Annotated in this window: 21 protein-coding genes; 15 read left to right on the top strand and 6 right to left on the bottom strand. The window is 67.4% G+C overall.

Features of this window, described 5'->3' with window-relative positions:
- Positions 1–16: 16 nt before the first annotated feature.
- From ACFO0G_RS07930 to ACFO0G_RS07940, 3 genes are all read right to left on the bottom strand, one after another.
- Positions 17–1,135, bottom strand: coding sequence for an Rv2578c family radical SAM protein (locus ACFO0G_RS07930; RefSeq protein ID WP_286403229.1), 1,119 nt, complete (start codon positions 1,133–1,135; stop codon positions 17–19).
- Between the two features lie 78 nt (positions 1,136–1,213).
- Positions 1,214–1,870, bottom strand: a complete 657-nt coding sequence (locus tag ACFO0G_RS07935) for an SIMPL domain-containing protein (protein WP_286403231.1) — start codon at positions 1,868–1,870, stop codon at positions 1,214–1,216.
- Positions 1,870–2,319 carry a hypothetical protein gene (locus ACFO0G_RS07940; RefSeq protein WP_376976974.1) on the bottom strand — a complete coding sequence of 150 codons (450 nt, stop codon included), beginning with the start codon at positions 2,317–2,319 and terminating at the stop codon, positions 1,870–1,872. Before ACFO0G_RS07940 ends, ACFO0G_RS07935 begins: the two co-directional genes overlap by 1 nt.
- A gap of 199 nt (positions 2,320–2,518) precedes the next feature.
- Between ACFO0G_RS07940 and pheS the strand changes: the two genes are divergently transcribed.
- Together pheS and pheT are read left to right on the top strand one after the other, a co-directional pair.
- Complete coding sequence (gene pheS / locus ACFO0G_RS07945; protein ID WP_286403234.1) at positions 2,519–3,580, top strand: phenylalanine--tRNA ligase subunit alpha; 1,062 nt, start codon at positions 2,519–2,521, stop codon at positions 3,578–3,580.
- Positions 3,581–3,582: 2 nt separating this feature from the next.
- A complete protein-coding gene (gene pheT / locus ACFO0G_RS07950) occupies positions 3,583–6,126 on the top strand; it encodes a phenylalanine--tRNA ligase subunit beta (RefSeq protein WP_376976975.1) in 2,544 nt (847 codons plus the stop codon).
- A gap of 90 nt (positions 6,127–6,216) precedes the next feature.
- On the opposite strand, the gene ACFO0G_RS07955 is transcribed toward pheT, so the two are convergent.
- Complete coding sequence (locus tag ACFO0G_RS07955; RefSeq protein WP_376976976.1) at positions 6,217–7,182, bottom strand: quinone oxidoreductase family protein; 966 nt, start codon at positions 7,180–7,182, stop codon at positions 6,217–6,219.
- Positions 7,183–7,340: 158 nt separating this feature from the next.
- Between ACFO0G_RS07955 and argC the strand changes: the two genes are divergently transcribed.
- From argC to ACFO0G_RS08005, 10 genes are all read left to right on the top strand, one after another.
- The gene (gene argC, locus ACFO0G_RS07960; protein WP_286403238.1) at positions 7,341–8,372 is read left to right on the top strand and encodes an N-acetyl-gamma-glutamyl-phosphate reductase; all 1,032 of its coding nucleotides are present in this window, start codon (positions 7,341–7,343) and stop codon (positions 8,370–8,372) included.
- Positions 8,369–9,535, top strand: a complete 1,167-nt coding sequence (gene argJ / locus ACFO0G_RS07965) for a bifunctional glutamate N-acetyltransferase/amino-acid acetyltransferase ArgJ (RefSeq protein WP_376976977.1) — start codon at positions 8,369–8,371, stop codon at positions 9,533–9,535. Before argC ends, argJ begins: the two co-directional genes overlap by 4 nt.
- A gap of 55 nt (positions 9,536–9,590) precedes the next feature.
- Positions 9,591–10,550, top strand: a complete 960-nt coding sequence (argB, locus tag ACFO0G_RS07970) for an acetylglutamate kinase (RefSeq protein ID WP_286403240.1) — start codon at positions 9,591–9,593, stop codon at positions 10,548–10,550.
- Entirely contained in the window at positions 10,547–11,800 is a 1,254-nt protein-coding gene (locus ACFO0G_RS07975) for an acetylornithine transaminase (RefSeq protein WP_376976978.1), read from the top strand. The genes argB and ACFO0G_RS07975 overlap by 4 nt, the downstream gene beginning before the upstream one ends.
- On the top strand, positions 11,797–12,798 hold the full coding sequence (gene argF / locus ACFO0G_RS07980) for an ornithine carbamoyltransferase (protein ID WP_286403243.1): 1,002 nt from the start codon (positions 11,797–11,799) through the stop codon (positions 12,796–12,798). Before ACFO0G_RS07975 ends, argF begins: the two co-directional genes overlap by 4 nt.
- The gene (locus tag ACFO0G_RS07985) at positions 12,798–13,328 is read left to right on the top strand and encodes an arginine repressor (RefSeq protein WP_286403245.1); all 531 of its coding nucleotides are present in this window, start codon (positions 12,798–12,800) and stop codon (positions 13,326–13,328) included. Before argF ends, ACFO0G_RS07985 begins: the two co-directional genes overlap by 1 nt.
- Positions 13,329–13,373: 45 nt before the next feature.
- Positions 13,374–14,579, top strand: coding sequence for an argininosuccinate synthase (locus tag ACFO0G_RS07990; protein WP_018763590.1), 1,206 nt, complete (start codon positions 13,374–13,376; stop codon positions 14,577–14,579).
- 5 nt (positions 14,580–14,584) lie between these two features.
- Positions 14,585–16,063: an argininosuccinate lyase gene (gene argH / locus ACFO0G_RS07995; protein WP_376976979.1), complete on the top strand. Its 1,479-nt coding sequence runs from the start codon at positions 14,585–14,587 to the stop codon at positions 16,061–16,063.
- A gap of 173 nt (positions 16,064–16,236) precedes the next feature.
- Entirely contained in the window at positions 16,237–16,785 is a 549-nt protein-coding gene (locus ACFO0G_RS08000; RefSeq protein ID WP_286403249.1) for a pyridoxine/pyridoxamine 5'-phosphate oxidase, read from the top strand.
- Between the two features lie 21 nt (positions 16,786–16,806).
- Positions 16,807–17,544: a maleylpyruvate isomerase family mycothiol-dependent enzyme gene (locus ACFO0G_RS08005; protein WP_376976980.1), complete on the top strand. Its 738-nt coding sequence runs from the start codon at positions 16,807–16,809 to the stop codon at positions 17,542–17,544.
- Between the two features lie 79 nt (positions 17,545–17,623).
- On the opposite strand, the gene ACFO0G_RS08010 is transcribed toward ACFO0G_RS08005, so the two are convergent.
- Positions 17,624–18,118 carry a methylated-DNA--[protein]-cysteine S-methyltransferase gene (locus ACFO0G_RS08010; RefSeq protein WP_286403251.1) on the bottom strand — a complete coding sequence of 165 codons (495 nt, stop codon included), beginning with the start codon at positions 18,116–18,118 and terminating at the stop codon, positions 17,624–17,626.
- Positions 18,115–19,608 (bottom strand): AlkA N-terminal domain-containing protein, encoded by a 1,494-nt coding sequence (locus tag ACFO0G_RS08015; protein ID WP_376976981.1) that lies wholly within the window; start codon positions 19,606–19,608, stop codon positions 18,115–18,117. Before ACFO0G_RS08015 ends, ACFO0G_RS08010 begins: the two co-directional genes overlap by 4 nt.
- A 128-nt stretch (positions 19,609–19,736) precedes the next feature.
- Between ACFO0G_RS08015 and ACFO0G_RS08020 the strand changes: the two genes are divergently transcribed.
- From ACFO0G_RS08020 to tyrS, 3 genes are read left to right on the top strand one after another with little or no spacing between them, the layout of a single operon-like run.
- A complete protein-coding gene (locus ACFO0G_RS08020) occupies positions 19,737–20,426 on the top strand; it encodes a DNA-3-methyladenine glycosylase (protein WP_376976982.1) in 690 nt (229 codons plus the stop codon).
- Positions 20,427–20,477: 51 nt separating this feature from the next.
- Positions 20,478–22,706: a HelD family protein gene (locus ACFO0G_RS08025; RefSeq protein ID WP_376976983.1), complete on the top strand. Its 2,229-nt coding sequence runs from the start codon at positions 20,478–20,480 to the stop codon at positions 22,704–22,706.
- A 34-nt stretch (positions 22,707–22,740) separates the two neighbouring features.
- Positions 22,741–24,054: a tyrosine--tRNA ligase gene (gene tyrS / locus ACFO0G_RS08030; protein ID WP_286403258.1), complete on the top strand. Its 1,314-nt coding sequence runs from the start codon at positions 22,741–22,743 to the stop codon at positions 24,052–24,054.
- The last annotated feature ends 437 nt before the right edge of the window (positions 24,055–24,491 follow it).

Genomic DNA, 24,491 nt, shown 5'->3' on the forward strand with positions numbered 1-24,491 from the left:
CAGACCCCCAAGAAATTCAGAACAGTGAGTCCTGCACTCCGGGCCCGGAGGCTGCTGAATCAGCAGGGGAGCCACCCGGAACGGCGACGGGGATGCTGCCTGCGGGGTACTGCGCCTCTTCCACGCGCGGGTCGTCCAGGTCCGGCTTGTCCAGGTCCCGGTGGCTGAAGCCTGATGAATGCGAAAAACCGTGGCGTGCCTTGAAGTATCGGACCCTGCCGGCGAGCCACGTCCGGTATTCCTTGGACGCGTAGGAGCCGGTGCCGTACAGCCGCCGGTAGCGGCCGGCCAGTTCGGGGTGGTTGGCCGCGATCCACTTCATGAACCACTCCCTGGTGCCGGGCTTCAGGTACAGGGCACCCGCGGTGACGCCGGTTGCGCCCGCCGCCGCCAACGAGCCGAACAGCGAATCGAGTGCTTCGTCGCTGTCGGACAACCACGGCAGGATGGGCATGGCCATCACCCCGCAGGGCAGTCCCGCTTCGCGGAGCCGGGACACCAGCCGGAGCCGGGCCCTGGGTCCGGGCGTCCCGGGTTCGATCGCCTCGGACAGGGCTTCGTTGGTCATGGCCAGCGAAATGCCGAGCCCTACGGGGACCTGCGTGGCGGCGCTCTTGAGCAGCGGGATGTCCCTCGCCAGCAGGGTTCCCTTGGTGAGGATGGACAGGGGAGTGCCGGACTCCGCCAGGGCGTTAATGATTCCCGGCATGAGGCGGTACCGGCCCTCGGCCCGCTGGTAGGGGTCGGTGTTGGTGCCCAGCGCCACCTGCTGGCGGGTCCAGGAAGCCTTGTTCAGTTCCTTGCGCAGGACCTCCGCCGCGTTCACCTTCACCACTACCTGGCTGTCGAAGTCCATGCCGGCGTCGAAATCCAGGTACGTGTGCGTCTTGCGGGCAAAGCAGTAGACGCAGGCGTGGCTGCAGCCGCGATAGGGATTGACGGTCCATTCGAACGGCATCTTCGACCCCGCCGGCACCCTGTTGAGCACCGTTTTGGCAGTGACCTCGTGGAATGTGATGCCGGCGAACTCAGGCGTGGTGACGGAGCGGACCAGGCCCGCCAGCGGAAGCAAGGCGGGAGCGGCCGCGCCTGCGGGGTTGGGTGTGGGCACCAGTGCTTGCGCTTCCCATCTCATGCCTCCATTCGAAAACATGTTCGAATGTAAGTCAAGGCCGCAACACCTCCCGTCGGCCCCATCCCTGCTGAAAGAGTGTCAGCGCTGCAGTTCCCACGTGACGGTCACGGCCGCGTCCACCCGGTTTTCCCCGGGCTCCACCGCCAGGGACTCGGTGGCGGATGTCCGCTGCAGCCCGGCAAGCGGTACGGGGCCTGAAGCCGGGCGCTGGTCCGTCACGGACAACACCCGCCCCAGGGTGGCCGAGGCCAGGGCGGCGTACTGCCCGGCAGTGTGGAACGCGTCCTCCCACGCGGCATCCCGTGCCTGTGCCCGGATGGCGGAATCATCGGACAGGACCAGCTGCAGGCTGTTGAGCCGGGCAGCGTCCCCGGCCGCGCGGACGGCTTCCGAAACCGTGCCCGATGCGCTGCTGAGATCCTTCAACCTCACCAGAAGACTGCCGGCTGCCACGTAGCCCACGAGTTTTTGTCCTTCCCCGTCCCGCCAGGCGAGGTCGGCCCGGACGCTCAGCCCAGCGGTCCGGAGATCGGCCGGGGCAACGCCGCGGCCGCGGAGCGCGGATCCCACAGCAGCCAGGGCCCCGCCCGCTGCCGCATACGCTTCCTGCACCGACCCTGCCCGGCACTCCACGCCTACTGAAACCAGCATCAGATCCGGGGCCGCCTCCGCGGAGCCCGTTCCCGTCACGGTGACCGTGCCTGCTCCAACCTGCACATGGGGGTCCTCAACCATTACATCCGCCTCCCCGTAAGGGGGTAACCGCCCGCGGCCAGCCCCGCCTGCCGTTCAAAGATGTTCGCCGTCCCCGGATTTCCCGTGCGCAGCACGGACCAGCCGGCGGCTGCGAGGTACAACGGGATAAACGGCAGCCCCAGGCACCACGCGTACTGGCTGCAGTGCCGTTCCTCATGTCCCAGGAGCGCCGGCCGGGACGCCAGCTCCTCGGCTGTGCTGCGGCACAGCACCACATTGCCCAGGGTGTAGGCGTGCGCAAAGGGCACCCGCCAGCGGTAACCCGCGGCGATGACCAGGCCCCGGGGGCCGCGGCTGATGCGCGTCCGGGCGGCGAGGGCGACGGCGAGCCCGGCCAGGGTGCTTCCGTTAAGGAGGTTGGCTGCCCGCCTGAGCCGCTGGGCCGTCGTCGGGCCCTCAAGGGAGCCCGTGCGCTGCCGCAAAGTCATGAGGCCATGGTAACCGGAGGGTTCTACTAGACTGGAGGGCAGTGGCCGCCGGTCCTGCCGGCGAGCCCTGACCTGGTCATTGAATGCCACTGACGTTCAGCATTCATCCATGACCTGCCAGCGACGGACACGCCGGGCGGGAAACCGCGCGCGGCTGCCCCGCCCGCCGGCAGCCACGACTCGTAGCTAAGAACAGTAGATGACTGAAACTTTGCCGGGCGCCGCCATTCCGAACCCCACGGATGAGGCCGCCATCAACGCCGCTGTAGATCAGGCCATCACCGCCATTGCCGGTGCGGCCACCCTTGACGAGCTGAAGGCGGTGCGCCTTGCCCACAGTGGCGAGAAGTCCCCGCTCAGCCTTGCCAACCGTGAGATCGGCCGGTTGCCCAAGGACCAGAAGGCGCTCGCCGGAAAGCTGATGGGTGCCTCTCGCGGGAAGGTCAACAAGGCGCTCGCCGAGCGCGCCGAAGTGCTGGAGGCTGAGAACGACGCCCGGATCCTGGTGGAGGAAACCGTGGATGTCACGGCCGCTCCGCGCCGCCGCCGTGCCGGTGCCCGCCACCCGCTTTCCACGCTGCAGGACCGGGTGGCGGACATCTTCGTGGGCATGGGCTGGGAAATCGCCGAGGGCCCGGAGGTGGAGTCGGAGTGGTTCAACTTCGATGCCCTGAACTTCAAGCCGGACCACCCCGCCCGCGAAATGCAGGACACCTTCTTCGTGGAACCTCCGGAGGCGCACCTGGTCATGCGCACCCACACTTCCCCGGTGCAGGTGCGGTCCATGCTGGAGCGCGAGGTGCCCATCTACGTGCTGTGCCCGGGCAAGGTGTTCCGCACCGATGAGCTCGATGCCACGCACACGCCGGTGTTCCACCAGTTCGAAGGCCTGGCCATCGACAAGGGCCTGACGATGGCCGACCTGCTCGGAACCCTGGAGCATTTCACCCGGCAGATGTTCGGCGACGAGGCGAAGGTACGGCTGCGGCCCAACTACTTCCCGTTCACCGAGCCCTCCGCCGAGCTGGACATCTTCCACCCCGGCGCCAAGGGCGGACCCCGCTGGATCGAGTGGGGCGGCTGCGGCATGGTCAACCCCAACGTCCTGCGCGCCGCCGGCATCGATCCGGAGGTCTATTCAGGTTTTGCCTTCGGCATGGGCATCGAGCGTGCCCTCATGTTCCGCAATGAGGTGGGGGACATGCGCGACATGATCGAAGGCGATGTACGGTTCAGCGAGCACTTCGGGATGGAGATTTAACAGTGCGTATCCCACTTTCCTGGCTGCGTGAATTCGCGGCAGTACCGGCCGAAGCAACGGCCGAAGACGTCATGGCAGAGCTGGTCAAGGTCGGCTTCGAGGAGGAGGCGGTCCACCGCCCCACGGACACCCTGCGCGGCCCCATCGTGGTGGGCCAGGTCCTGAGCCTGGTCAAGGAACCGCAGAGCAACGGCAAGACCATCAACTGGTGCCAGGTCCGCGTTGTCCCCGAAGGCAAGGAACAGACCCTCACGGGGGACGGCATCGACCCCTCTGGCGTGCAGGGCATCATCTGTGGCGCCCACAACTTCGTGGAAGGAGACAAGGTGGTGGTCACCCTCCCGGGTGCCGTGCTGCCCGGCGACTTCCACATCTCCGCCCGCAAGACCTATGGCCACCTCTCCGCCGGCATGATCGCCTCCGTCCGCGAACTGGGGATCGGCGAGGACCACGACGGCATCCTGGTGCTGTCCCGCATCGGGCTTGACCCGGAAGTGGGCACCGACGCCATGGAGCTGCTGGGCCTCTACGACCAGGCGGCGGAAATCAACGTCACCCCGGACCGCGGCTACGCCTTCTCCATCCGCGGCGTGGCCCGCGAATACGCGCACGCCACCGGAACCTCCTTCACGGATCCCGCATCCAGGGTGCAGGCCCCGGCCGAGCTTTCCGGCGGCTACGGCATCAAGCTCAATGACGATGCCCCCATCTACGGCAAGCCCGGCTGCGACCGCTTCGTAGCACGCACCGTTCGTGGAGTGGATGCAACGAAGCCGACGCCCCAGTGGATGGTGTCCCGGCTCCGGCTGGCCGGCATCCGTTCCATCTCGCTGCCGGTGGACATTTCCAACTACGTCATGCTCGAGCTGGGCCAGCCCACCCACTGCTACGACTTGGACAAGCTGTCCGGGGACATCGTGGTGCGGCGCGCTTCCGCCGGCGAGAAGATCACCACGTTGGACGGCAAGGAACGCACCCTTGAAGCCGAGGACCTGCTGATCACCGACGACTCCGGCGCCATCGGGATCGCCGGCGTCATGGGCGGCGCGGCGACTGAGGTGAGCGATTCGACGTCGAACGTCCTGGTGGAGTCGGCGCACTTCGACGAGGTTTCCATCGGGCGCTCGCGGCGCCGGCACAAGCTGCCGTCCGAGGCTTCCAAGCGCTTCGAGCGCGGCGTGGACTGGCAAGTGGCCGGCATCGCCGCCCAGCGCGTGGTGGACCTCCTGGTGGAACTGGCCGGCGGCACGGCAGATGAGACCGGCACCGACGTCGGCACCGCTCCCGAAACCGTCACCATCGAGCTGCCCGCAGGCTTCGCCGCCGCGCGGATCGGCATCGACTTCACCGAGGACCAGATCGTCACCTCCCTTGAGGACCTGGGTGCTGCAGTGGTGAAGAACGACGGCGGCTGGACCGTTACGCCGCCCAGTTGGCGCAGCGACCTGGAGACCAAGGAAGACCTGACCGAGGAGATCGCCCGGCTGGTGGGTTACGACAAGATCCCCGCCACGCTTCCGGTGGCCCCTCCCGGCCGCGGCCTCACCAGGGTCCAGCAGCAGCGCCGGCGCCTGATCCAGGCCCTGGCGGACTTCGGGCTTACCGAGGTCCTGGCGTACCCGTTCGTGTCCAAGGCCGCCAATGACACCTTCGGGGTGGCGGAGCAGGGTGCGGAGCGGAGCGCCGTCAAGCTCGCCAACCCCATCAGCGAGGAGCACGGCTACCTGCGCACCTCCATCCTGCCCGGGTTGATCGAGGTGGCCAAGCGGAACCACTCGCGCGGCTTCCGTGACCTCGCCCTCTTCGAATCCGGCCTGGTGTTCCTGCCCGGTGAAAGCGTGGGCACAGCCTCCATCCCGCCGCTGGGAATCAAGCCCTCCGACGAGGTGCTGGACGACCTGTTCGACGGCGTCCCGGAGCAGCCGTTCCACCTCGCCGCGGTCCTCACCGGCCACGATTCCCCGGCAGCCGCGTCCCACACCCCCCGGGCGTGGGACTGGGCCGATGCGCTGGACGTTGCCCGCCTTGCCGGCGATGTCCTCGGCGTGGACCTTGTGGTCAGCCAGGGCAGCCACCAGGCATTCCATCCCGGCCGCACCGCCAGGCTTGCACTGCGGACGGGGGAAACCGTGGGGTACGCGGGCGAACTGCATCCCAAGCTGCTGGCAGCCTCGGACATGCCGGCCCGTTCCGTTGCACTGGAAATCAACGCCGACGCCCTGTTTGAGGCGGCTCCGGACGTGATCGTGGCCCGCCATATCTCCACGTTCCCCGTGGCAACCCAGGATGTGGCCCTGGTGGTTCCGGCCGACGTGCCGGCAGACGAGGTTCTCGCCGCACTCCGCGAAGGTGCCGGTGAGCTGCTGGAGGACGTGGCGCTGTTCGACGTCTATGCAGGCAAGGGCATCGAGGAAGGCAGGAAGTCGCTGGCCTTCGGACTCCGTTTCCGTGCCGCTGACCGCACCCTGACCGCCGATGAAGCCTCGGCAGCCCGCGAAAGCGCCGTGGCCCTCGCGGCCGAGCGCTTCGGAGCTGTCCAGCGCTAACGCCAGCCCCAAAAAATCCGAAAGTCCCCGCAATCCTCATGGGTTGCGGGGACTTTCTGCTGGCGGCGTGTTTTGGCCGGCGACCATATGTCAGGGCACCAGGAGGACCTTGCCGGTTGTCTTGCGGCCCTCGAGGTCGCGGTGCGCCTGCCCGGCCTGGCTCAACGGATAGCGGGCGCCGATGCGGACCTTCAGGCTGCCGTCCGCGGCGGCGGCAAAAATTTCGTCCGAGCGCCAGCGCCGCTCCGCCGCATCCCGCAGGTAATGGCTCATGGTGGGGCGCGTCAGGAAAAGGGAACCGCCGGCGTTGAGGCGTTGCGGGTCAACGGGTGGAACGGGGCCCGAGGCGGCGCCGAACAGCACCAGCATTCCGCGGACCCGCAATGACGCCAGCGAACCGTCGAAAGTATCCTTGCCCACGCCGTCATAAACGACGTCCACGCCGGTCCCGCTGGTGATGTCCCTGACCCGCCCGGAGAAGTCGCCGTAGCGCAGCACGTGGTCCGCGCCGGCGTCGAGCGCAAGCTGTTCCTTTTCGTCGGTGGAGACCGTGGTGATGACTTCCGCCCCGCGCGCCTTGAGCAGCTGGATCAGCAGCAGCCCCACGCCGCCGGCCCCGGCATGCAGCAGGACCTTGTGCCCCGGCTCCACCTTGAACGTCGAATTCATCAGGTAATGCGCTGTGACACCCTGCAGGGGGAGCGCTGCGGCAGTGAATACGTCCAGGCCCTTGGGGACCGGCAGTGCGGCATCCTCATCCACCAGCGCGTAGTCCGCGTAGCAGCTGACGCCTTCCGCGGTAGCTACCCGATCACCCACGGCGAAACCGGTCACACCGTCGCCTACTGCTTCCACCGTGCCCGCGGCCTCCGAACCGGGGATGAAGGGGTAGGGCACCTTGTAGGTGCCGCTGCGCTTGTAGGTGTCGATGAAGTTGACGCCCGCCGCCCCGACGTGGATCAGCAATTGTCCGGGACCTGGAGTGGGAGGTTCAACTTCAACGTAGTCAAGGACTTCCGGACCGCCTGCCTGCCGTGCGACGATTGCGTGCGTCATGGCTCTCCTTTCGCGGGTCCCGGCGTTTCCGGACCCGGCTGCCTAAACCATCCTAGGGACAGGGGTGTCCGGGAGGACAAGTACGGCACGCCTCTTGCAGCCGATGCCTATGCATAATTATCGGTACCAATGCATAACTATTGCTGTATAGTCGGAGCATGACTATTTCTGTTGCGGTTTCCGGAGCCAGCGGCTACGCCGGGGGAGAGGTCCTCCGACTCCTGGCCGGGCATCCGGGTGTGACCATCGGTGCCATCACGGCCCACAGCAATGCCGGTTCCCGCCTGGGTGAACTGCAGCCGCACCTGCATGGTCTCGCCAGCCGCATCCTTGAAGACACCACGGTGGCAAACCTTTCCGGCCATGACGTCGTCTTCCTCGCGCTGCCGCATGGTGCATCCGCTGAAATCGCCGCCCAGCTGCCGGAGGGCACAGTGGTGATCGACGCCGGCGCCGATCACCGCCTCGAGGACCCTGCGGCGTGGGAAAAGTTTTACGGCTCCGCGCACGCCGGCACCTGGCCCTACGGGCTTCCGGAACTGCCCGGCCAGCGCGAGGCCTTGAAGGGCGCCAAGCGCATTGCCGTTCCCGGGTGCTACCCGACGTCGGCCCTGCTGGCGCTGACCCCCGGGTTCGCTGCCCACCTGCTGGAACCCGACGACGTCGTGATCGTTTCCGCCTCCGGCACGTCGGGCGCGGGCAAGGCCGCCAAGGTCAACCTGATCGGGTCCGAGGTCATGGGCTCGATGAGCCCCTACGGCGTGGGTGGCGGCCACCGGCACACCCCGGAAATCGAGCAGGGCCTGTCGAATGCGGCAGGGGAGAAGGTCACCGTTTCCTTCACGCCCACGCTGGCCCCCATGAGCCGCGGCATCCTGACCACCGCCACGGCCAAGGTCAAGGCCGGCACCACCGCCGCGCAGCTGCGCCTGGCCTGGATCGAAGCGTATGAGGACGAGCCGTTTGTCCACGTGCTTCCGGAAGGCCAGTGGCCCGCCACCAAGTCCGTGCAGGGCTCCAACCACGCGGCCATGCAGGTGGCATTCGACCCCCACGCAGGGCGTGTCGTCGTCACCTGCGTGATCGACAACCTGACCAAGGGCACTGCCGGCGGCGCCGTGCAGTCCATGAACATCGCACTCGGCCTGCCGGAAACCGCCGGCCTCAACCTGCAGGGAGTAGCCCCGTGACCATCACCGCACCCCAGGGATTCCGGGCAGCCGGCGTCACCGCCGGCCTCAAGGCCTCCGGCAAGCCGGATCTCGCTTTGGTGGTCAATGACGGGCCGTCCAAGGCTGCTGCCGCCGTCTTCACCAGCAACAGGGTGGCAGCGGCCCCCGTGCACTGGTCCCGCCAGGTTGTCTCAGATGGCCGCGTGGACGCCGTCATCCTGAACTCCGGCGGAGCCAATGCCTGCACCGGCCCCACCGGTTTCCAGAACACCCACAGCACGGCCGAAAAAGTCGCCGAGGTCCTGGGGATCTCTGCCTCCGATGTGTTCGTCTGCTCCACCGGCCTGATCGGCGAGCAGCTGCCCATGGACAAGATCCTGCCGGGCGTTGAAGCTGCCGCTGCTGAGCTCAGCACGGAAGGCGGCCCGGCTGCCGGCACCGCCATCATGACCACTGACAGCGTGCCCAAGTCCGCGCTTTTCATCGGCACTGACGCCGACGGCCAGGAATTCAGCATCGGCGGGATTGCCAAGGGCGCCGGCATGCTGGCCCCCGGGCTGGCGACGATGCTCGTGGTGCTCACTACGGATGCCGTGGTGCAGCCGGAAATGCTCGACGTCGTCCTCCGCGACGCCACCCGCGTCACCTTTGACCGCGCCGACTCGGACGGCTGCATGTCCACCAACGACACCGTTGTCCTGCTCGCCTCAGGAGCGTCCGGCGCCGTGCCCTCGGCCGAGGACTTCGGTACCGGCCTCACCCAGGTCTGCGCGGAGCTGGCCCGGAAACTGATCGCGGACGCCGAAGGCGCCAGCCACGACATCGCCATCCGCACCTTCAACGCAGCCAGCGACGCAGACGCCGAAACAGTCAGCCGTTCGGTTGCCCGCTCCAACCTGTTCAAGGCAGCCATCTTCGGCAAGGACCCCAACTGGGGCCGTGTGCTCTCAGCCGTGGGCACCACGGATGCTGCCTTTGAGCCGGACAAGCTCAACGTGGCCATGAACGGCGTCCAGATCTGCCGCAACGGCAGCATCGGCGATGACCGCAGCCTGGTGGACCTGGAGCCCCGCGAGGTCCTGGTGGAGATCGACCTGCAGGCAGGCGACGCCGAGGCCACCATCTGGACGAACGACCTCACCCACGACTACGTCCACGAAAACAGCGCCTACTCCAGCTAGGAGCACCGCCCGGGGCAAAACCCGCCGGGCCCCAACTGCTGTGGAAAGTGACACCATGAACACCCAGACGCGTGAAACCACCAGCATGTCCGCCGCGCAGGACAAGGCTGAGACCCTGATCGAGGCCCTGCCCTGGATCCAGCGGTTCGCCGGCAGCATCATGGTGGTCAAATACGGCGGCAACGCCATGGTTAACGACGAACTCCGGCGCGCCTTCGCCGAGGACATCGTCTTCCTCCATCATGTGGGCATCCACCCCGTGGTGGTCCACGGCGGCGGCCCGCAGATCAACTCCATGCTGGGCCGGCTGGGCATCGAATCCGAGTTCAAGGGCGGCCTGCGCGTCACCACTCCAGAGGCCATGGAGGTGGTCCGCATGGTCCTCACCGGCCAGGTGGGCCGCGAACTGGTGGGCCTGATCAACTCCCACGGCCCCTACGCCGTGGGCATGTCCGGCGAAGACGGCGGCCTGCTCCGCGCCGTCCGCACCGGCACCGTAGTGGACGGGGAAGAGGTGGACCTTGGCCTGGTGGGCGAGGTGGTGGGCGTCGACCCCGCCGGCATCGTGGACATCCTCGACGCCGGACGCATCCCCGTCATCTCCACCGTCGCCCCGGAAATCGTCGACGGCGGGGAGGGCGTGGTGGGAACCGCGCGGTTCCAGCCCACCGGCCAAGTCCTGAACGTCAACGCGGATACCGCGGCGGCCGCCGTCGCCTCGGCGCTGGGCGCCTCCAAGCTGGTGATCCTGACCGATGTGGAAGGACTCTACGCCAACTGGCCGGACAAATCCTCCCTGATTTCGTCCCTCACCGCGTCGGAACTGCGGAAGATGCTGCCGAGGCTTGAGTCAGGCATGATCCCCAAGATGGCCGCGTGCCTGAAGGCCGTCGACGAGGGAGTGGAACGGGCACACATCGTGGACGGCCGCCTGGCCCACTCCATGCTTCTTGAAACATTTACGACGGCGGGCATCGGCACCCAGGTAGTCCCGGACGAGGAGATCAACGGATGAACACGATCGAGAAGGCATCAGTGACCGAGCTGGTGGAGACCACGGGCCACGCCGGCTCCGAGTGGCTGTCCCGCTACTCCTCTTCACTCATGGACGTATTTGGCACGCCCCAGCGCGTCCTGGTCCGCGGGGCCGGCTGCCTGGTGTGGGACGCCGACGGCAAGGAGTACCTGGACCTGCTGGGCGGCATCGCCGTGAACGCGCTGGGCCACGCCCACCCCTTCGTGACCTCGGTCATCGCCAGCCAGCTGGCCACCCTGGGCCACGTCTCAAACTTCTTCACCAGCCCCACCCAGGTGGCGCTGGCCGAGAAGCTCCTGGAACTTGCCCACGCCCCCGCCGGTTCCAAGGTGTTCTTCAGCAACTCCGGCACCGAAGCGAACGAGGCCGCCTTCAAGCTGGCCCGCCGCAACACGGGCAACGCGGACACGAAACGCACGAAGATTATTGCCCTTGAGGGCGCGTTCCATGGCCGGACCATGGGAGCCCTGGCGCTCACGGCGAAGGAGGCCTACCGGGCACCCTTCGAGCCGCTTCCCGGCGGTGTGGTGCACATTCCGTTCGGCGACATCGCCGCGCTGGAGGCGGCGGTAGACGACACCGTGGCCGCGGTCTTCCTGGAGCCCATACAGGGCGAGGCCGGTGTCCGGCCGCTGCCCCCCGGCTACCTCAAGGCCGCGCGCGAAGCCACCAGCAAAGCCGGTGCCCTGCTGATCCTGGATGAGGTCCAGACCGGCATCGGCCGGACCGGCAAGTGGCTGGCCAGCGAGGATGCCGGGATTGTCCCCGATGCCGTCACCCTGGCCAAGGGGCTGGGCGGTGGATTCCCCATCGGTGCCCTGATCACGTTCGGTGAGGCGACGTCGTCGCTGTTGTCCGCCGGCCAGCACGGCACCACCTTTGGCGGAAACCCGGTAGCCACCGCGGCGGCCCTGGCCACCCTCCACGCCCTGGAAAGCCAGAACGTGCTGGCCAACGCCGCGGCGGTGGGGGAGCACCTGCGCTCCGCACTGGCGGCCATCCCGGGCGTCACCGAGGTCCGTGGCGAAGGGCTCCTGATCGGCTTCGACCTGGACGCCGACGTGGCACCGGCGGTGGTGCAGGCCGCCCTCGATGCCGGGTTCATCGTCAACAGCCCCGGCCCGCGCACCATCCGCCTGGCCCCGCCACTGATCCTCACCACGGCGCAGGCAGACACCTTCCTCGCCGCTTTCCCGGCAATCCTCCAAGCAGCTAAGGACGCCCAGTGACAACCGCAACCCGGCACTTCCTCAAGGACACCGACCTTTCCCCGGCCGAACAGGCGGAAGTCCTGGAGCTGGCCGCCCGCATGAAGGCCGCCCCCTACAGCGTCCAGCCGTATGCCGCGGAAGGCAGCGGCCGAAAGACCGTGGCCGTGATCTTCGACAAGACCTCCACCCGGACCCGCGTCTCCTTCGCCACCGGCATCGCCGACATGGGCGGCAATGCCCTGATCATCAACCCGGGCGAAGCACAGATCGGGCACAAGGAATCCGTAGAGGACACGGCAAAGGTGCTGGAACGGATGGTTTCCACCATCGTGTGGCGCACCGGTGCGCACGCCGGCCTGGTGGCCATGGCGGAGAACTCAAAGGTTCCGGTCATCAACGCCCTCTGCGACGACTACCACCCATGCCAGCTCCTGGCGGACCTGCTGGCAGTGAAGGAACACAAGGGCGAACTCACGGGGCTGACCATGAGCTACCTCGGCGACGCCGCCAACAACATGGCCAACTCCTACCTGCTGGCCGGCGTCACGGCCGGGATGCACGTCCGCATCGCCGGGCCGGCGGGCTACCTGCCGGCGGAGGACATCGTCGCGGCAGCCCGGGAGCGTGCGGCGGAAACCGGCGGCTCCGTGCTCATCACCACCGATGCCAAGGAAGCGCTGCAGGGGGCAGACGTGGTGGCCACCGACACCTGGGTGTCCATGGGCCAGGAGGCCGAAAAGGAAGCCCGGATGCAGCTGTTCCGGGACTACTCCGTGGACTCGGACGCCATGGCACTCGCCGCGGATGACGCCGTCGTGCTTCACTGCCTGCCCGCCTACCGCGGCTACGAAATCTCGGCCGACGTCATCGACGGCCCGCAGTCCATCGTGTGGGACGAGGCGGAAAACCGCCTCCACGCCCAGAAGGCCCTGATGGCCTGGCTGATGCACCGTTCGGGCCTGGCGTTCGTCGACGGCCTTTCTCCGGTCGAAGGCACCGGAGAAAGCACGTTCTAGTGTCCGCCCAACCGTCCTCCCCGGGCACCAGCCCGGCCACCAAGACCGCCAGGCAGGCGCGCATCACCGCCATCCTCACCGGGCAGTCGGTGCGTTCCCAGGCGGAACTGGCGGCATTGCTGGCGGACGACGGCGTACAGGTCACCCAGGCCACGCTGTCCCGCGACCTCGTGGAACTCGGGGCCGTCCGGGTGCGCGGCAAGGAAGGCGTGCTGGTGTACGCGGTCCCCGGCGAAGGCGGCGAACGCGGCGCCAAGAGCGGCGTGACTCAGGAAATCCTGGACGCCCGGCTGGCCCGGCTGTGCAGCGAACTGCTGGTCACCGCAGAGGCATCGGCCAACATCGCCGTCCTCCGGACGCCGCCGGGAGCCGCCAACTTCCTGGCCCTGGCCATCGACCACTCGGTGATGCCGTCCATCCTGGGCACCATTGCCGGCGACGATACCGTCCTGCTGGTCTCCCGCGATCCGCTGGGGGGCCAGGACCTCGCCGCCCGCTTCCTGCAACTGGCCGAGGAAGCCGGGCAATAAGCTTGAAGACAAAGAACCAACCAACCCCAACAAGGAGCATCAAAAGTGACTGAACGCATTGTGCTGGCCTACTCCGGCGGCCTTGACACGTCTGTCGCCATCGGCTGGATCGGTGAAGCCACCGGTGCCGAGGTCATCGCTGTGGCGGTCGACGTCGGACAGGGCGGCGAATCGCTGGAAACCATCCGCCAGCGCGCCCTGGGCTGCGGTGCCGTGGAGGCCTACGTGGCCGACGCATCGGACGAGTTCGCCAACGAATACTGCGTGCCCACCCTGAAGGCCAACGCCCTCTACCAGGGCCACTACCCGCTGGTCTCCGCCATCTCCCGCCCGGTGATCGTCAAGCACCTGGTGAAGGCCGCCCGCGAATTCGGCGCCACCACCGTGGCCCACGGCTGCACCGGCAAGGGCAACGACCAGGTCCGCTTCGAAGTGGGCATCCAGACCCTGGGCCCGGACCTGAAGTGCATCGCACCGGTCCGCGACCTCGCCCTGACCCGCGACAAGGCCATCGCCTTCGCCGAGGAAAAGGGACTGCCCATCGAGACCACCAAGAAGAACCCGTACTCCATCGACCAGAACGTCTGGGGCCGCGCCGTGGAAACCGGCTACCTTGAGGACATCTGGAACGCCCCCACCAAGGACATCTACGACTACACCGCCACCCCGGAGTTCCCGCCGGCACCGGATGAGGTCACCATCTCCTTCGAGGCAGGCGTGCCCGTGGCGATCGACGGCGTCAAGGTCACCCCGCTGCAGGCCATCAAGGAACTCAACCGCCGCGCCGGTGCACAGGGTGTGGGCCGCATCGACGTCGTCGAGGACCGTTTGGTGGGCATCAAGTCCCGCGAAATCTACGAAGCCCCGGGCGCCATGGCTCTGATCACCGCGCACAAGCACCTCGAGGACATCACTATTGAGCGCGAGCAGGCCCGCTTCAAGGCCACCGTTGGCCAGCGCTGGGCAGAGCTGGTCTACGACGGCCAGTGGTTCTCCCCGCTAAAGCGCTCCCTGGACGCCTTCATCGAGGACACCCAGAAGTACGTCTCCGGCGATATCCGCATGACCCTGCACGGTGGCCAGGCCATCGTCAACGGCCGCCGCTCCGACACCTCGCTCTACGACTTCTCGCTGGCCACCTACGACACCGGCGACACCTTCGACCAGTCCCAGGCCAAGGGCTTCATCGAGCTGTGGGGCATGTCCGCCAAGGTTGCCTCCGGCCGCGACATTCGCGTCGCAGGGAAGTAGCCCGCGTGGCTGATCACAATCAGGGCCCACGAGCGCAGGGGTCCCCGGCAGAGCGAAGCGAGGTTGGGGGCCGCTCGGGGACGAACGCAGGTGCGCTGTGGGGCGGCCGGTTCGCCGGCGGCCCCGCGGACGCCCTCGCGGCGTTGAGCAAGTCTACGCACTTCGACTGGCGGCTGGCGCGGTACGACATCGCCGGGTCCAAGGCGCACGCCCGCGTGCTGCACAAGGCCGGGCTGCTGGACGACGCCGAGCTGGAAGGCATGCTCGCGGCCCTGACGCAGCTGGACGAGGACGTGGCATCCGGTGCCTACTTGCCCGCTGAGTCGGATGAGGACGTGCACGGTTCCCTGGAACGCGGCCTGATTGAGCGTGCCGGTGCCCAGCTGGGAGGCAAGCTCCGCGCGGGCCGGTCCCGCAACGACCAGGTGGCCACCCTGGGCCGGATGTTCCTGCGCGACCACGCCCGGATCATCGCCCGCGGTGTCCTTGCCACCGTGGACGCGCTCGTGGAGCAGGCCAAGGCGCACCACGGTGTGGCCATGCCGGGCCGCACCCACCTGCAACATGCCCAGCCCGTCCTGCTCAGCCACCACCTCCTGGCCCACGCCTGGGCCCTGCTGCGCGACGTGCAGCGGCTCCAGGACTGGGACAAACGCGCCGGCGTTTCACCCTACGGTTCAGGCGCGTTGGCCGGCTCATCGCTGGGCCTGGATCCGGAGGCGGTGGCTGCCGACCTCGGGTTCTTCTCCGCCGTACACAACTCGATCGACGGCACCGCTTCGCGCGACGTCTTCGCCGAGTTCGCGTGGGTCTGCTCGATGATCGGCGTTGACCTGTCGCGGATCTCCGAGGAAGTCATCTTCTGGGCCACCAAGGAGTTCTCCTTTGTCACGCTGCATGACTCCTACTCCACGGGGTCGTCGATCATGCCGCAGAAGAAGAACCCGGACGTGGCGGAACTGGCCCGCGGCAAGGCGGGACGCCTCATCGGCAACCTGACCGGGCTGCTGGCCACGCTCAAGGGTCTGCCGCTGGCGTACAACCGCGACCTGCAGGAGGACAAGGAGCCGGTCTTCGACGCCGCAGACACCCTGGAGCTGTTGCTCCCGGCCGTGTCCGGCATGATCGCCACGCTGAAGTTCAACACGGAGCGGATGGAGTCCCTGGCACCCCAGGGCTTTGCGCTGGCCACCGACATCGCCGAATGGCTGGTCCGCCAGGGTGTCCCGTTCCGCGAGGCGCACGAGCTGTCCGGCGCCGCCGTCAAGCAGGCGGAGTCCCGCGGCGTGGAGCTGTGGGACCTGACGGATGAAGAGTACGCGGCCATCTCGGAGCACCTGACCCCTGAGGTCCGCACTGTGCTCTCCACCGAGGGGTCGCTCAACAGCCGTAACTCCCAGGGCGGAACGGCGCCGGCCGCCGTCGAACGCCAGCTGTCGGCGCTGGAGGCAGAGCTTGCCGGCGTGCGCGAGTACGCAGGCTAAACGCCCGCTCACTTCCTGCATGTTTTGGGCCGACGCCCGCTCACTTTCCTTAGGAAAGTGAGCGGGCGTTGCTCTTTAACCTGCAGAACCTGAGCGGGCGTCGCCGGTTAAGCTGCAAAACGTGAGCGGGCGTTGGGGGTTGAGGGGCGTTGACCCGCGGCTAGGCTGGGGCCATGAGCGAAACCTTCCGCAAGTTTCTTCGCACCCTGCCCGACTTTCCGTCCGACCTGCCCGGTTTCGACCCGGAGAACGCCCCGCAGGACCCGGCGCTGCTCTTCAAGCAGTGGCTGGACGAGGCGCTGGACGCGGGGGAGCGGCAGCCGCACGCTTTCAGTCTTGCCACGGTGGGCGCCGCGTCCGACGGCGGGGCGCAGCCGTCCTCCCGGATGCTGATCCTGAAAAACATTGACGACGACGGCTGGCACTTCGCCACGTCCCGCACCTCCCGGAAGGGCCGGGAACTGGCGGAGTCACCTCGCGCCGCGATGAACTTCTACTGGCCCGGACTGGGCCGGCAGGTCCGTGTGGTGGGGGCGGTGACGGAGCTGTCCGCGGAGTCATCCTCCGTCGATTGGCACGAGCGGCCCCGGGCCGATGGCAGCGACAACCCGGACTGGCAGCTCTACGCCCTCCAGCCGGCCGAAATCGAGTTCTGGCAGGCCAGCAACGACCGCCGACACGTCCGCCACCGTGTCAGCGCAGACGGACGGCCGCTCGGCTAAGCGCTCCGCTAGGCTGGCCGCATGACCTCTCCTTCTCCTGCCGGCCTCCTGGCTGAGCTGCACAAGGCCGCCTCGGCGCTGGCCGCGGCCATGGACCGAATCCCCGACGGCGGCGAACGCGCACCGTCCACCCTTCCCGGCTGGAGCCGCGGCCACCTCCTGGCCCACATCGCCGGTATCTGCAGTGCGTTGGCCCGCCAAGTGGAATACGGCCGGCGCGGTGAAACCGTGGAGCTTTACGACGGCGGCGTGGACGGCCGCAACCGGGCGATCGAACTCGCCGCCGGGCACAGCCTTCAGGAGCACCGGGACGACGTGGCCGCGGCCATGCAACGGGCGCTCACCGGCTTCGACGCCCTGAGCGGGGATGAGTGGCAGACCCGTATCGCCTTCCGCGACGGCGTGATTTTCGACGCCGGCCTGGCGCTCTGGCGGGAACTGGTCATCCACACCGCGGACCTGGACACCGGAACGGGCCCCGAAACCTGGAACAAGGAATTCTGCTCCCACCTGTTCGATTTCCTGGCCGCCCGCGTGCCGGCCGACAAGCGGTTGGTCCTTCAGCCCGTGGCACTTCCGCCGCTGGCACTCGGCGCCGGCGGCAGCACCGTCGTCGTCAGCGGCATGGTCACCGACATCGCCGCCTGGCTGGCCGGACGGACGCCGTCCCTGGACAGCCTGCGCGCCACTGCCGCCGGCGACAGTACGGACCTTCCCAGCCTGCTCCCGTGGCCGTCGGCAATGCCGGACCCCAAATAGCACACCGTTGCTCCATCACTTATGGTCCCTAAACCGGGGTTTTAGGAACCATAAGTGATGGAGCAACCCCGGGGAGCGGTCAGGCGGCTTCCCGGGCCAGCAGGCTTTCCTTGACGCGCAGGCCCCAGCGGAAGCCGCCCAGCGAGCCGTCCGTCCGGATCACGCGGTGGCAGGGAACGAACAGTGCGGCGGCGTTGAACGCGCACGCGCTGGCGGCGGCGCGGACGGCCCGCGGGTTGCCGGCCAGGGCCGCGTACTCGGTGTACGTGACCGGTGAACCAGGTTTGACCTGGCGCAGGACGTCCCACGCGTGGGCGCGGAACGGGCCCGACTGCTGAAGGACGGGGACGGCCATGGCAGGGGCGGGCTCGCCGTCGTAGAAGGCCTCGACGGCGGCTGAGATGTCCCCGAGGTCCGTCACCTCCTCCACGGTGTCGGGGCGGAGGGCGGGATGAACCTGCCCTGTCAGCTCGGCAAGGCCGGGAGTCCAGCCCGAGGCAAGGACCACGCCGTCCCGGGCAAGGACGGTGAAGGGTCCGTCCGGCGTGGACAGCTGCAGCAGTTGGGCTTTCATGGCATCCCTTTCGCAGGAGCGTTGGTTGTCAGGGCGGGCCGGGCGGCAGCACGCCAAAGGTGCATGGTGGCGTAGGAACGCCAGGGGCTGGACTCGCGGAAGTCAGGGCTCAGGACGCTGTTCCCGTTGGCGCTGTTCCCATTATCGAGGGCGCGGATCCCGTTCCGGACCGCGGCGTCATTGGCAAGGAAGATGTCCGGGGCGCCCAGGACGCGCATTGCCACGTACCCCACGGTCCACGGCCCCACCCCGGGCAAGGGCAGCAGTTTCGCACCCAGGCCGGCCACGTCGTCCCCGTACCCGAACTCAAGGCGTCCGTCAGCCATCGCTGTCGCGGCGTGCACCAGCGACTCGATCCTGCGCCGTGGACCGCGCAACAGATGTCCGGCCGCCGCGATCTGGGCAGGGGTAGGGAACAGCCGGTCCAGGCCTTCGCCGGGTGCGGCGGTGGGACTCCCGGCAGCCGACAGCTGGGTCAACGCGGTCCGGGCTGCCGCTACCGTAATCTGCTGGCCCACCATGGCCCGGACCAGCAGTTCCTGGGGATCCAGCGCTCCGGGCATCCGCATCCCCGGTGCCTGGGCGACGGAGGTGGCCAGCCGCGGGTCTGCGGCAAGGGCGCCGTCGATCGCTTCCGGGTCCGCGTCGAGGTCGAAAAGCCGGCGCACGCGGCTGAGCAGTGCAGGAAGGTCGCGCAGGTCCACCGCGCCGACGGTGAGCGTCAACGGCCGTCCCCGGGCGCCGCCGTCGTACTCCACCCGGAACCTGGCGTCACCATGGGGGAGCCGCAGGGTCCGGGCGTAGGAGGTGGGCGTCCCCTCCTCGATTCCGGGGATGGCTCGGACCGCCAGGAAGGAGAAGATGCCCGGGTCGAAGGGCGGCCGGAAGGGCAGGCCCAGGGTCAGGGCGGTCGTGCCTCCGGCGGTTGCCGGGTGCCGGGACGTTTGACGCAAGGCGGTGGGCGTCACCGCGAACACTTCGGCGATGGTTTCGTTGAACTGCCGGACGCTGCTGAAGCCCGCCGCAAACGCCACGTCGGCGAGCTTCATGGAGGTGGACACCAGCAGGGTGCGTGCCGTCTGGGCCCTCGCCGCCCGGGCCAGGGACAGGGGCCCGGCGCCCAGTTCCTGGCCCAGGATCCGGTTAAGCTGCCGGGGCGAAAAACCAAGTCGGGCGGCAAGGCCTGCCACCCCGTCCCGGTTGATCACGCCGTCGTTGATCAGCCGCATCGCCCGGCCCGCAACATCCTGCCGCACATTCCAGGCCGGGGTGCCCGGCACCGCCTCCGGCAGGCAGCGCTTGCACGCCCGGTACCCTGCCTCGTGGGCCGCTGCGGACGTTTCATAGAACGTCACATTGGCCGCCTTCGGAGTCCGGGCGGGACAGGAGGGACGGCAGTAGATCCCGGTGCTGCGGACGGCGGTGAAGAACTGGCCGTCGAAGCGGGGGTCGCGCGCATCGATTGCCCGGTAGCGCTGCCAGAAGTCCATTCCTCCATCCTGCCAGTCGGCGCCCAGTGCTACTAGCGGAAATCGGACATGGCCGTGGAGGGGGCAAAAGTCCGCCGGGCCGCGCTTCAGCGGGGATGAAATCCGTAGCAACTGGGTAAGGTCAAGAAATGGATGAAAGCACTTTGGGCGCGGAAGGGCTGCGGAACTTCCTGTCCGCCGACGCCCGCGAGCTCGCCCCGCAGCTGCTGGGCGCTGTGCTGACCCATGAGTCCCGCGACGGCGCCGTGTCCATCCGGCTCACGGAGGTGGAGGCCTACATGGGCCCCGAAGACTCCCTGCACCCCGATCCCGGCTCACACACCTACCGTGGTCCGACGCCCCGCAACGCCCCCATGTTCGGTCCCGCCGGGCACCTCTACGTTTACTTCACCTACGGGATGCACCACTGCACCAACATTGTCTGCGGTCCTGCAGGCGTGGCCTCCGCCCTGCTGCTCCGGGCGGGGGAAATCGTGGACGGGGTGGAGCTGGCGCGGCTTCGCCGCCCGACGTCGAAAAGTCCCGCCGACCTCGCCAGCGGCCCGGCGCGTCTCGCCAAGGCGCTGGGATTGACGACGGCGGACAGCGGCCGGGATGCGCTGGCTCCGCCTTTCGGCCTGGAGCTTCCGTCCGGCCCCCGAGGCCCCGTGAGTTCGGGTCCGCGGGTGGGCGTGGCAGGCGCCGGGGGATCCGACGAATACGCGTGGCGGTTCTGGCTCACCGGAGATCCCACTGTCTCCCAGTACAAGGCGGCGAAGCCCCGGAACCGGAAGCGAATGGCAGATGCGCCGTCCGGCGCAACGTTTCACAAGCGTTAATCGAAATGGTAGTAGAATGGACGGTCTGTCTTTCGCGATAGGGGAACGTTAATGCTCGACGCCGAATTGGCCCACGAACGGGAGTATGTAGCCGGCCTGTACGCCCGGCTGGAGGAACTCCGGGAGGAAAAGCGCCGCCAACTGGCGCAGGTCCGTCGTGCCGGAGCCGTGGGCACCATGCAGAACGTTTCGGAACGTGACGCGTTCGCCGCACTGTATGAGGACCGCCTGGCGCAGCTGGATGCGGTGGATGACCGGCTGGTCTTCGGCCGACTGGATTTGGACTCCGGGGAGGCGCAGTACATCGGCCGCATTGGCCTCACCACAGAGGACCTGCAGCGGCTCATGGTGGACTGGCGCGCCCCCGAGGCCGGGCACTTCTACCAGGCCACGGCCTTTGACCGGCAGGGCGTGCGGCGCCGCCGGCACCTGATCCTGCAGGGACGCGACGTCAAGGCCATCGAGGATGATGTGCTGGACGCCTCCATGCTCACGGACGCCGATACCCTCCAGGGCGAAGGGGCCCTGCTGGCGGCCCTGAACTCCAAGCGGACGGGCCGCATGTCGGACATCGTCAGCACCATCCAGTCCGAGCAGGACCGCATCATCCGGTCCTCCATCTCCGGCGCCGTGGTGGTCCAGGGCGGGCCGGGCACGGGCAAAACCGCCGTGGCCCTGCACCGCGCCGCCTACCTGCTCTACACCCACCGCGACCGGCTCAAAAGTGCAGGCGTGCTGCTGGTTGGCCCGTCGTCGTCGTTCATGAAGTACATCGAACGGGTGCTGCCTTCGCTCGGCGAGACCGGCGTGGTCATGGCCAGCCTTGGCCGCCTGATGCCCGGCATCAATGCGGTGCCCGAGACGGACGCCGACGTCGCCGCCATCAAGGGGCGCCTGGACATGGCCGCCATCGTGGCCAATGCCGTGTCCAACCGCATGCGGGTACCGCCGCAGAACCGGATCCTGGAGGTGGACGGGCGCAAGCTCACGCTGACGCCGCGGCAGGTCCGTCGCGCCCGGGAACGTGCGCGCGCCACCGGTAAGCCGTACAACGAGGCACGCGTGACGTTCGTGAAGATCCTGCTGCGCGAACTGACGGAGCAGATGACCGAGCTCGTGGAAGCCGGGAACATCGGCAATAACGCGGACCGCTCGTACCTTGCCGAGGACGTCCGGACCGCCCGGGACGTGCGGATCGCGCTGAACCTCTGCTGGATGCCCATGACGCCGGAGAAACTCATCTCGGATCTCTTCAGCAAGCCGGAAATTCTGGAGTTCTGCACCCCGAACCTCACCCCTGCCGAGCGCGCGCTGCTGCAGCGCCCGGCCGGTGCCCCCTGGACCGAGTCCGATGTCCCGCTATTGGACGAGGCCGCCGAACTGCTCGGCGAGCTGGACCCTGCGGCAGGGCGCGGGCTGGCGCAGCAGGAGCACGACCGTGCCCGGGACCTGGCCAACGCCAAGCAGACCCTGGTGAACATGGAGGCCGCGGGGGTGGACCCGCTCATGTCCGCGGAAGAGCTGGCCGAGCAGAACCGGGAGCAGGAAGCACGGCAGACAGCCGCCGAGCGGGCAACCAGCGACCGCACCTGGGCCTTCGGGCACATTGTGGTGGATGAGGCCCAGGAGCTCTCGCCCATGCAGTGGCGGCTTTTGGTGCGCCGGTGCCCGCTGAAGTCCTTCACCATCGTCGGTGACATTGCCCAGACCAGCTCCGTTGCCGGTGCCAACTCCTGGCAGGGCGCGCTGGCTCCCATGTTCGGTGACCGGTGGCAGCTGGAGGAGCTGACGGTCAACTACCGCACGCCCTCGCAGATCGCTGAGGCAGCTGTCCGCATGGCCAATGCTGCCGGGCTGGTGGTTTCCGCCCCGAAGGCCGTCCGGGAGGGCCGCTGGGAGCCCATCATCGACGAAGTCTCCGCGGGTGCCGTGGTGGACCGGCTGGTCGAGGTGCTTCCGGAGGAGCTTGAAGCGCTCGACGGCGGCCTGCTCGCCGTGATTGCCGACGGTGACCTCCTGCCCCAGGCCACCTCAGCCCTCCGTGCCGTGTACGGGCGCCGGATCGGCAGCGGGGCGGGCAGCTACGAGCAGGACATCGTGGTCATCAGCCCCCGTGAGGCGAAGGGCCTGGAGTTCGACGGCGTGGTGGTCCTGGAACCGTCAGTGATGCTCAACCACGAGCACGGCAAGGTGGGGGATCTTTACGTGGCCATGACCCGCGCAACACAGCGGTTGCGGTTGATTGCGGCCCAGCCGGTACCTGCAGGGATTGCCGGCTGACAGGGCCTTCGGCGTTACTGCTAACTTAGGAAGCGTGCCAGAACTGAACAACCTCGAACCGCAGCGCAACGACCCCACTTTTGCCAACGTTTGGCAGGAACTGAAGTGGCGTGGGCTGGTCCATGTCTCCACCGACGAAGCGGAGCTGGAAAAGCTCCTCGCCAATGGGCCGGTCACCTACTATTGCGGCTTCGACCCCACCGCGCCGAGCCTGCACCTGGGCAACCTGGTCCAGTTGCTGGTCATGCGGCGGCTCCAGCTGGCAGGCCACAAGCCACTGGGACTGGTGGGCGGCTCGACCGGCATGATCGGGGATCCGCGTCCGACGGCGGAACGCACCTTGAACACCAAGGACACGGTGGCGGAATGGGTCGGCTACCTCCAGGCCCAGGTGCAGCGCTTCCTCAGCTTCGAGGGGGACAACGCTGCCAGGATGGTGAACAACCTGGACTGGACGGCGCCCTTGAGCGCCATCGACTTCCTGCGCGAAGTGGGCAAGCACTTCCGCGTGGGAACCATGCTGCGCAAGGACGCTGTGGCATCCCGCCTGAACTCGGACGAGGGCATCAGCTACACGGAGTTCAGCTACCAGATCCTGCAGGGCATGGACTACCTGCAGCTCTACCGTGACTATGGCTGCGTGCTGCAGACCGGCGGTTCGGACCAGTGGGGCAACCTGACCAGCGGTACGGAACTGATCCGGAAGGTGGAGGGCAAGAGTGTCCACGCACTGGGAACGCCGCTGATCACCAACTCGGACGGAACCAAGTTCGGCAAGAGCGAGGGCAATGCCATCTGGCTCGATGCCGGCATGTGCAGCCCGTACGCCTTCTACCAGTTCTGGCTCAATACGGCTGATGCCGATGTGGTCGACCGGCTCAAGGTGTTCACCTTCCTGACGCGGGCCGAGATTGAAGAGATCGCAGTGTCCGTGGCGGAGCGCCCCTTCGCCCGCGAAGGACAGCGGAAGCTCGCTTTCGAGGTGACCTCGCTGGTGCACGGCGTGGAAGCCACCGAGAAGGTGATTGCCGCCTCGGCAGCCTTGTTTGGCAACGGGGACCTGGGCGCGCTGGACAAGGCAACCCTCCAGGCCGCCACTTCCGAACTTCCTACCGCCACCGTGCAGGTGGATGAAATGGGGATCGTGGACCTGCTGGTCGCGTCCGGACTTTCCGAGAGCAAGTCTGCTGCACGCCGAACTGTGGGGGAGGGCGGCGCCTACGTGAACAACGAGAAGGTATCCGATCCTGAAGCAGTGATTTCGGAGTCCGAACTTCTGCACGGCCAGTACCTGTTGCTGCGCCGGGGCAAGAAGAACCTGGCCACTGTTGAGGTGCTGGTTCCCTAGCACCTTCCCGACGTGTATGCACGCCCTTCGGCAGCCGATTTGCACGGCTGCTGGGGGGCGTGTATTGTTTTCTGAGTCGCCGCCACTGAGTGGTGACAAACCCCCAATTAGTGAGAAGCAATTCTTGCCGCGGAGCACGCGGACTTGGAGAAATTGCTTCTTATTCTGCTGGGCGGATTCATTCCACCGAGTGAATTCCGGGAAAACCACCGGATTTGCAAAAGTGAATATGAATGAAATAAGATAAAAACATCGCAGCGAAGAAATGCGGAATAAAAATTCTTTGAATTGTTTCCGCGAGTATTCGAAATGTGTCTGTTGTTTGAGAACTCAATAGTGTGCCAAGTTTGTTGATACCGATTATGTATGTAATTGGTTGAATTTGCCGAATCGTGCCGCCCCTGTGGTATTGGTTTGGTGTTTTTAGCTGGTTTCAA

The sequence above is a fragment of the Arthrobacter sedimenti genome (genome assembly GCF_042652025.1).
Lineage (GTDB): Bacteria > Actinomycetota > Actinomycetes > Actinomycetales > Micrococcaceae > Arthrobacter > Arthrobacter sedimenti.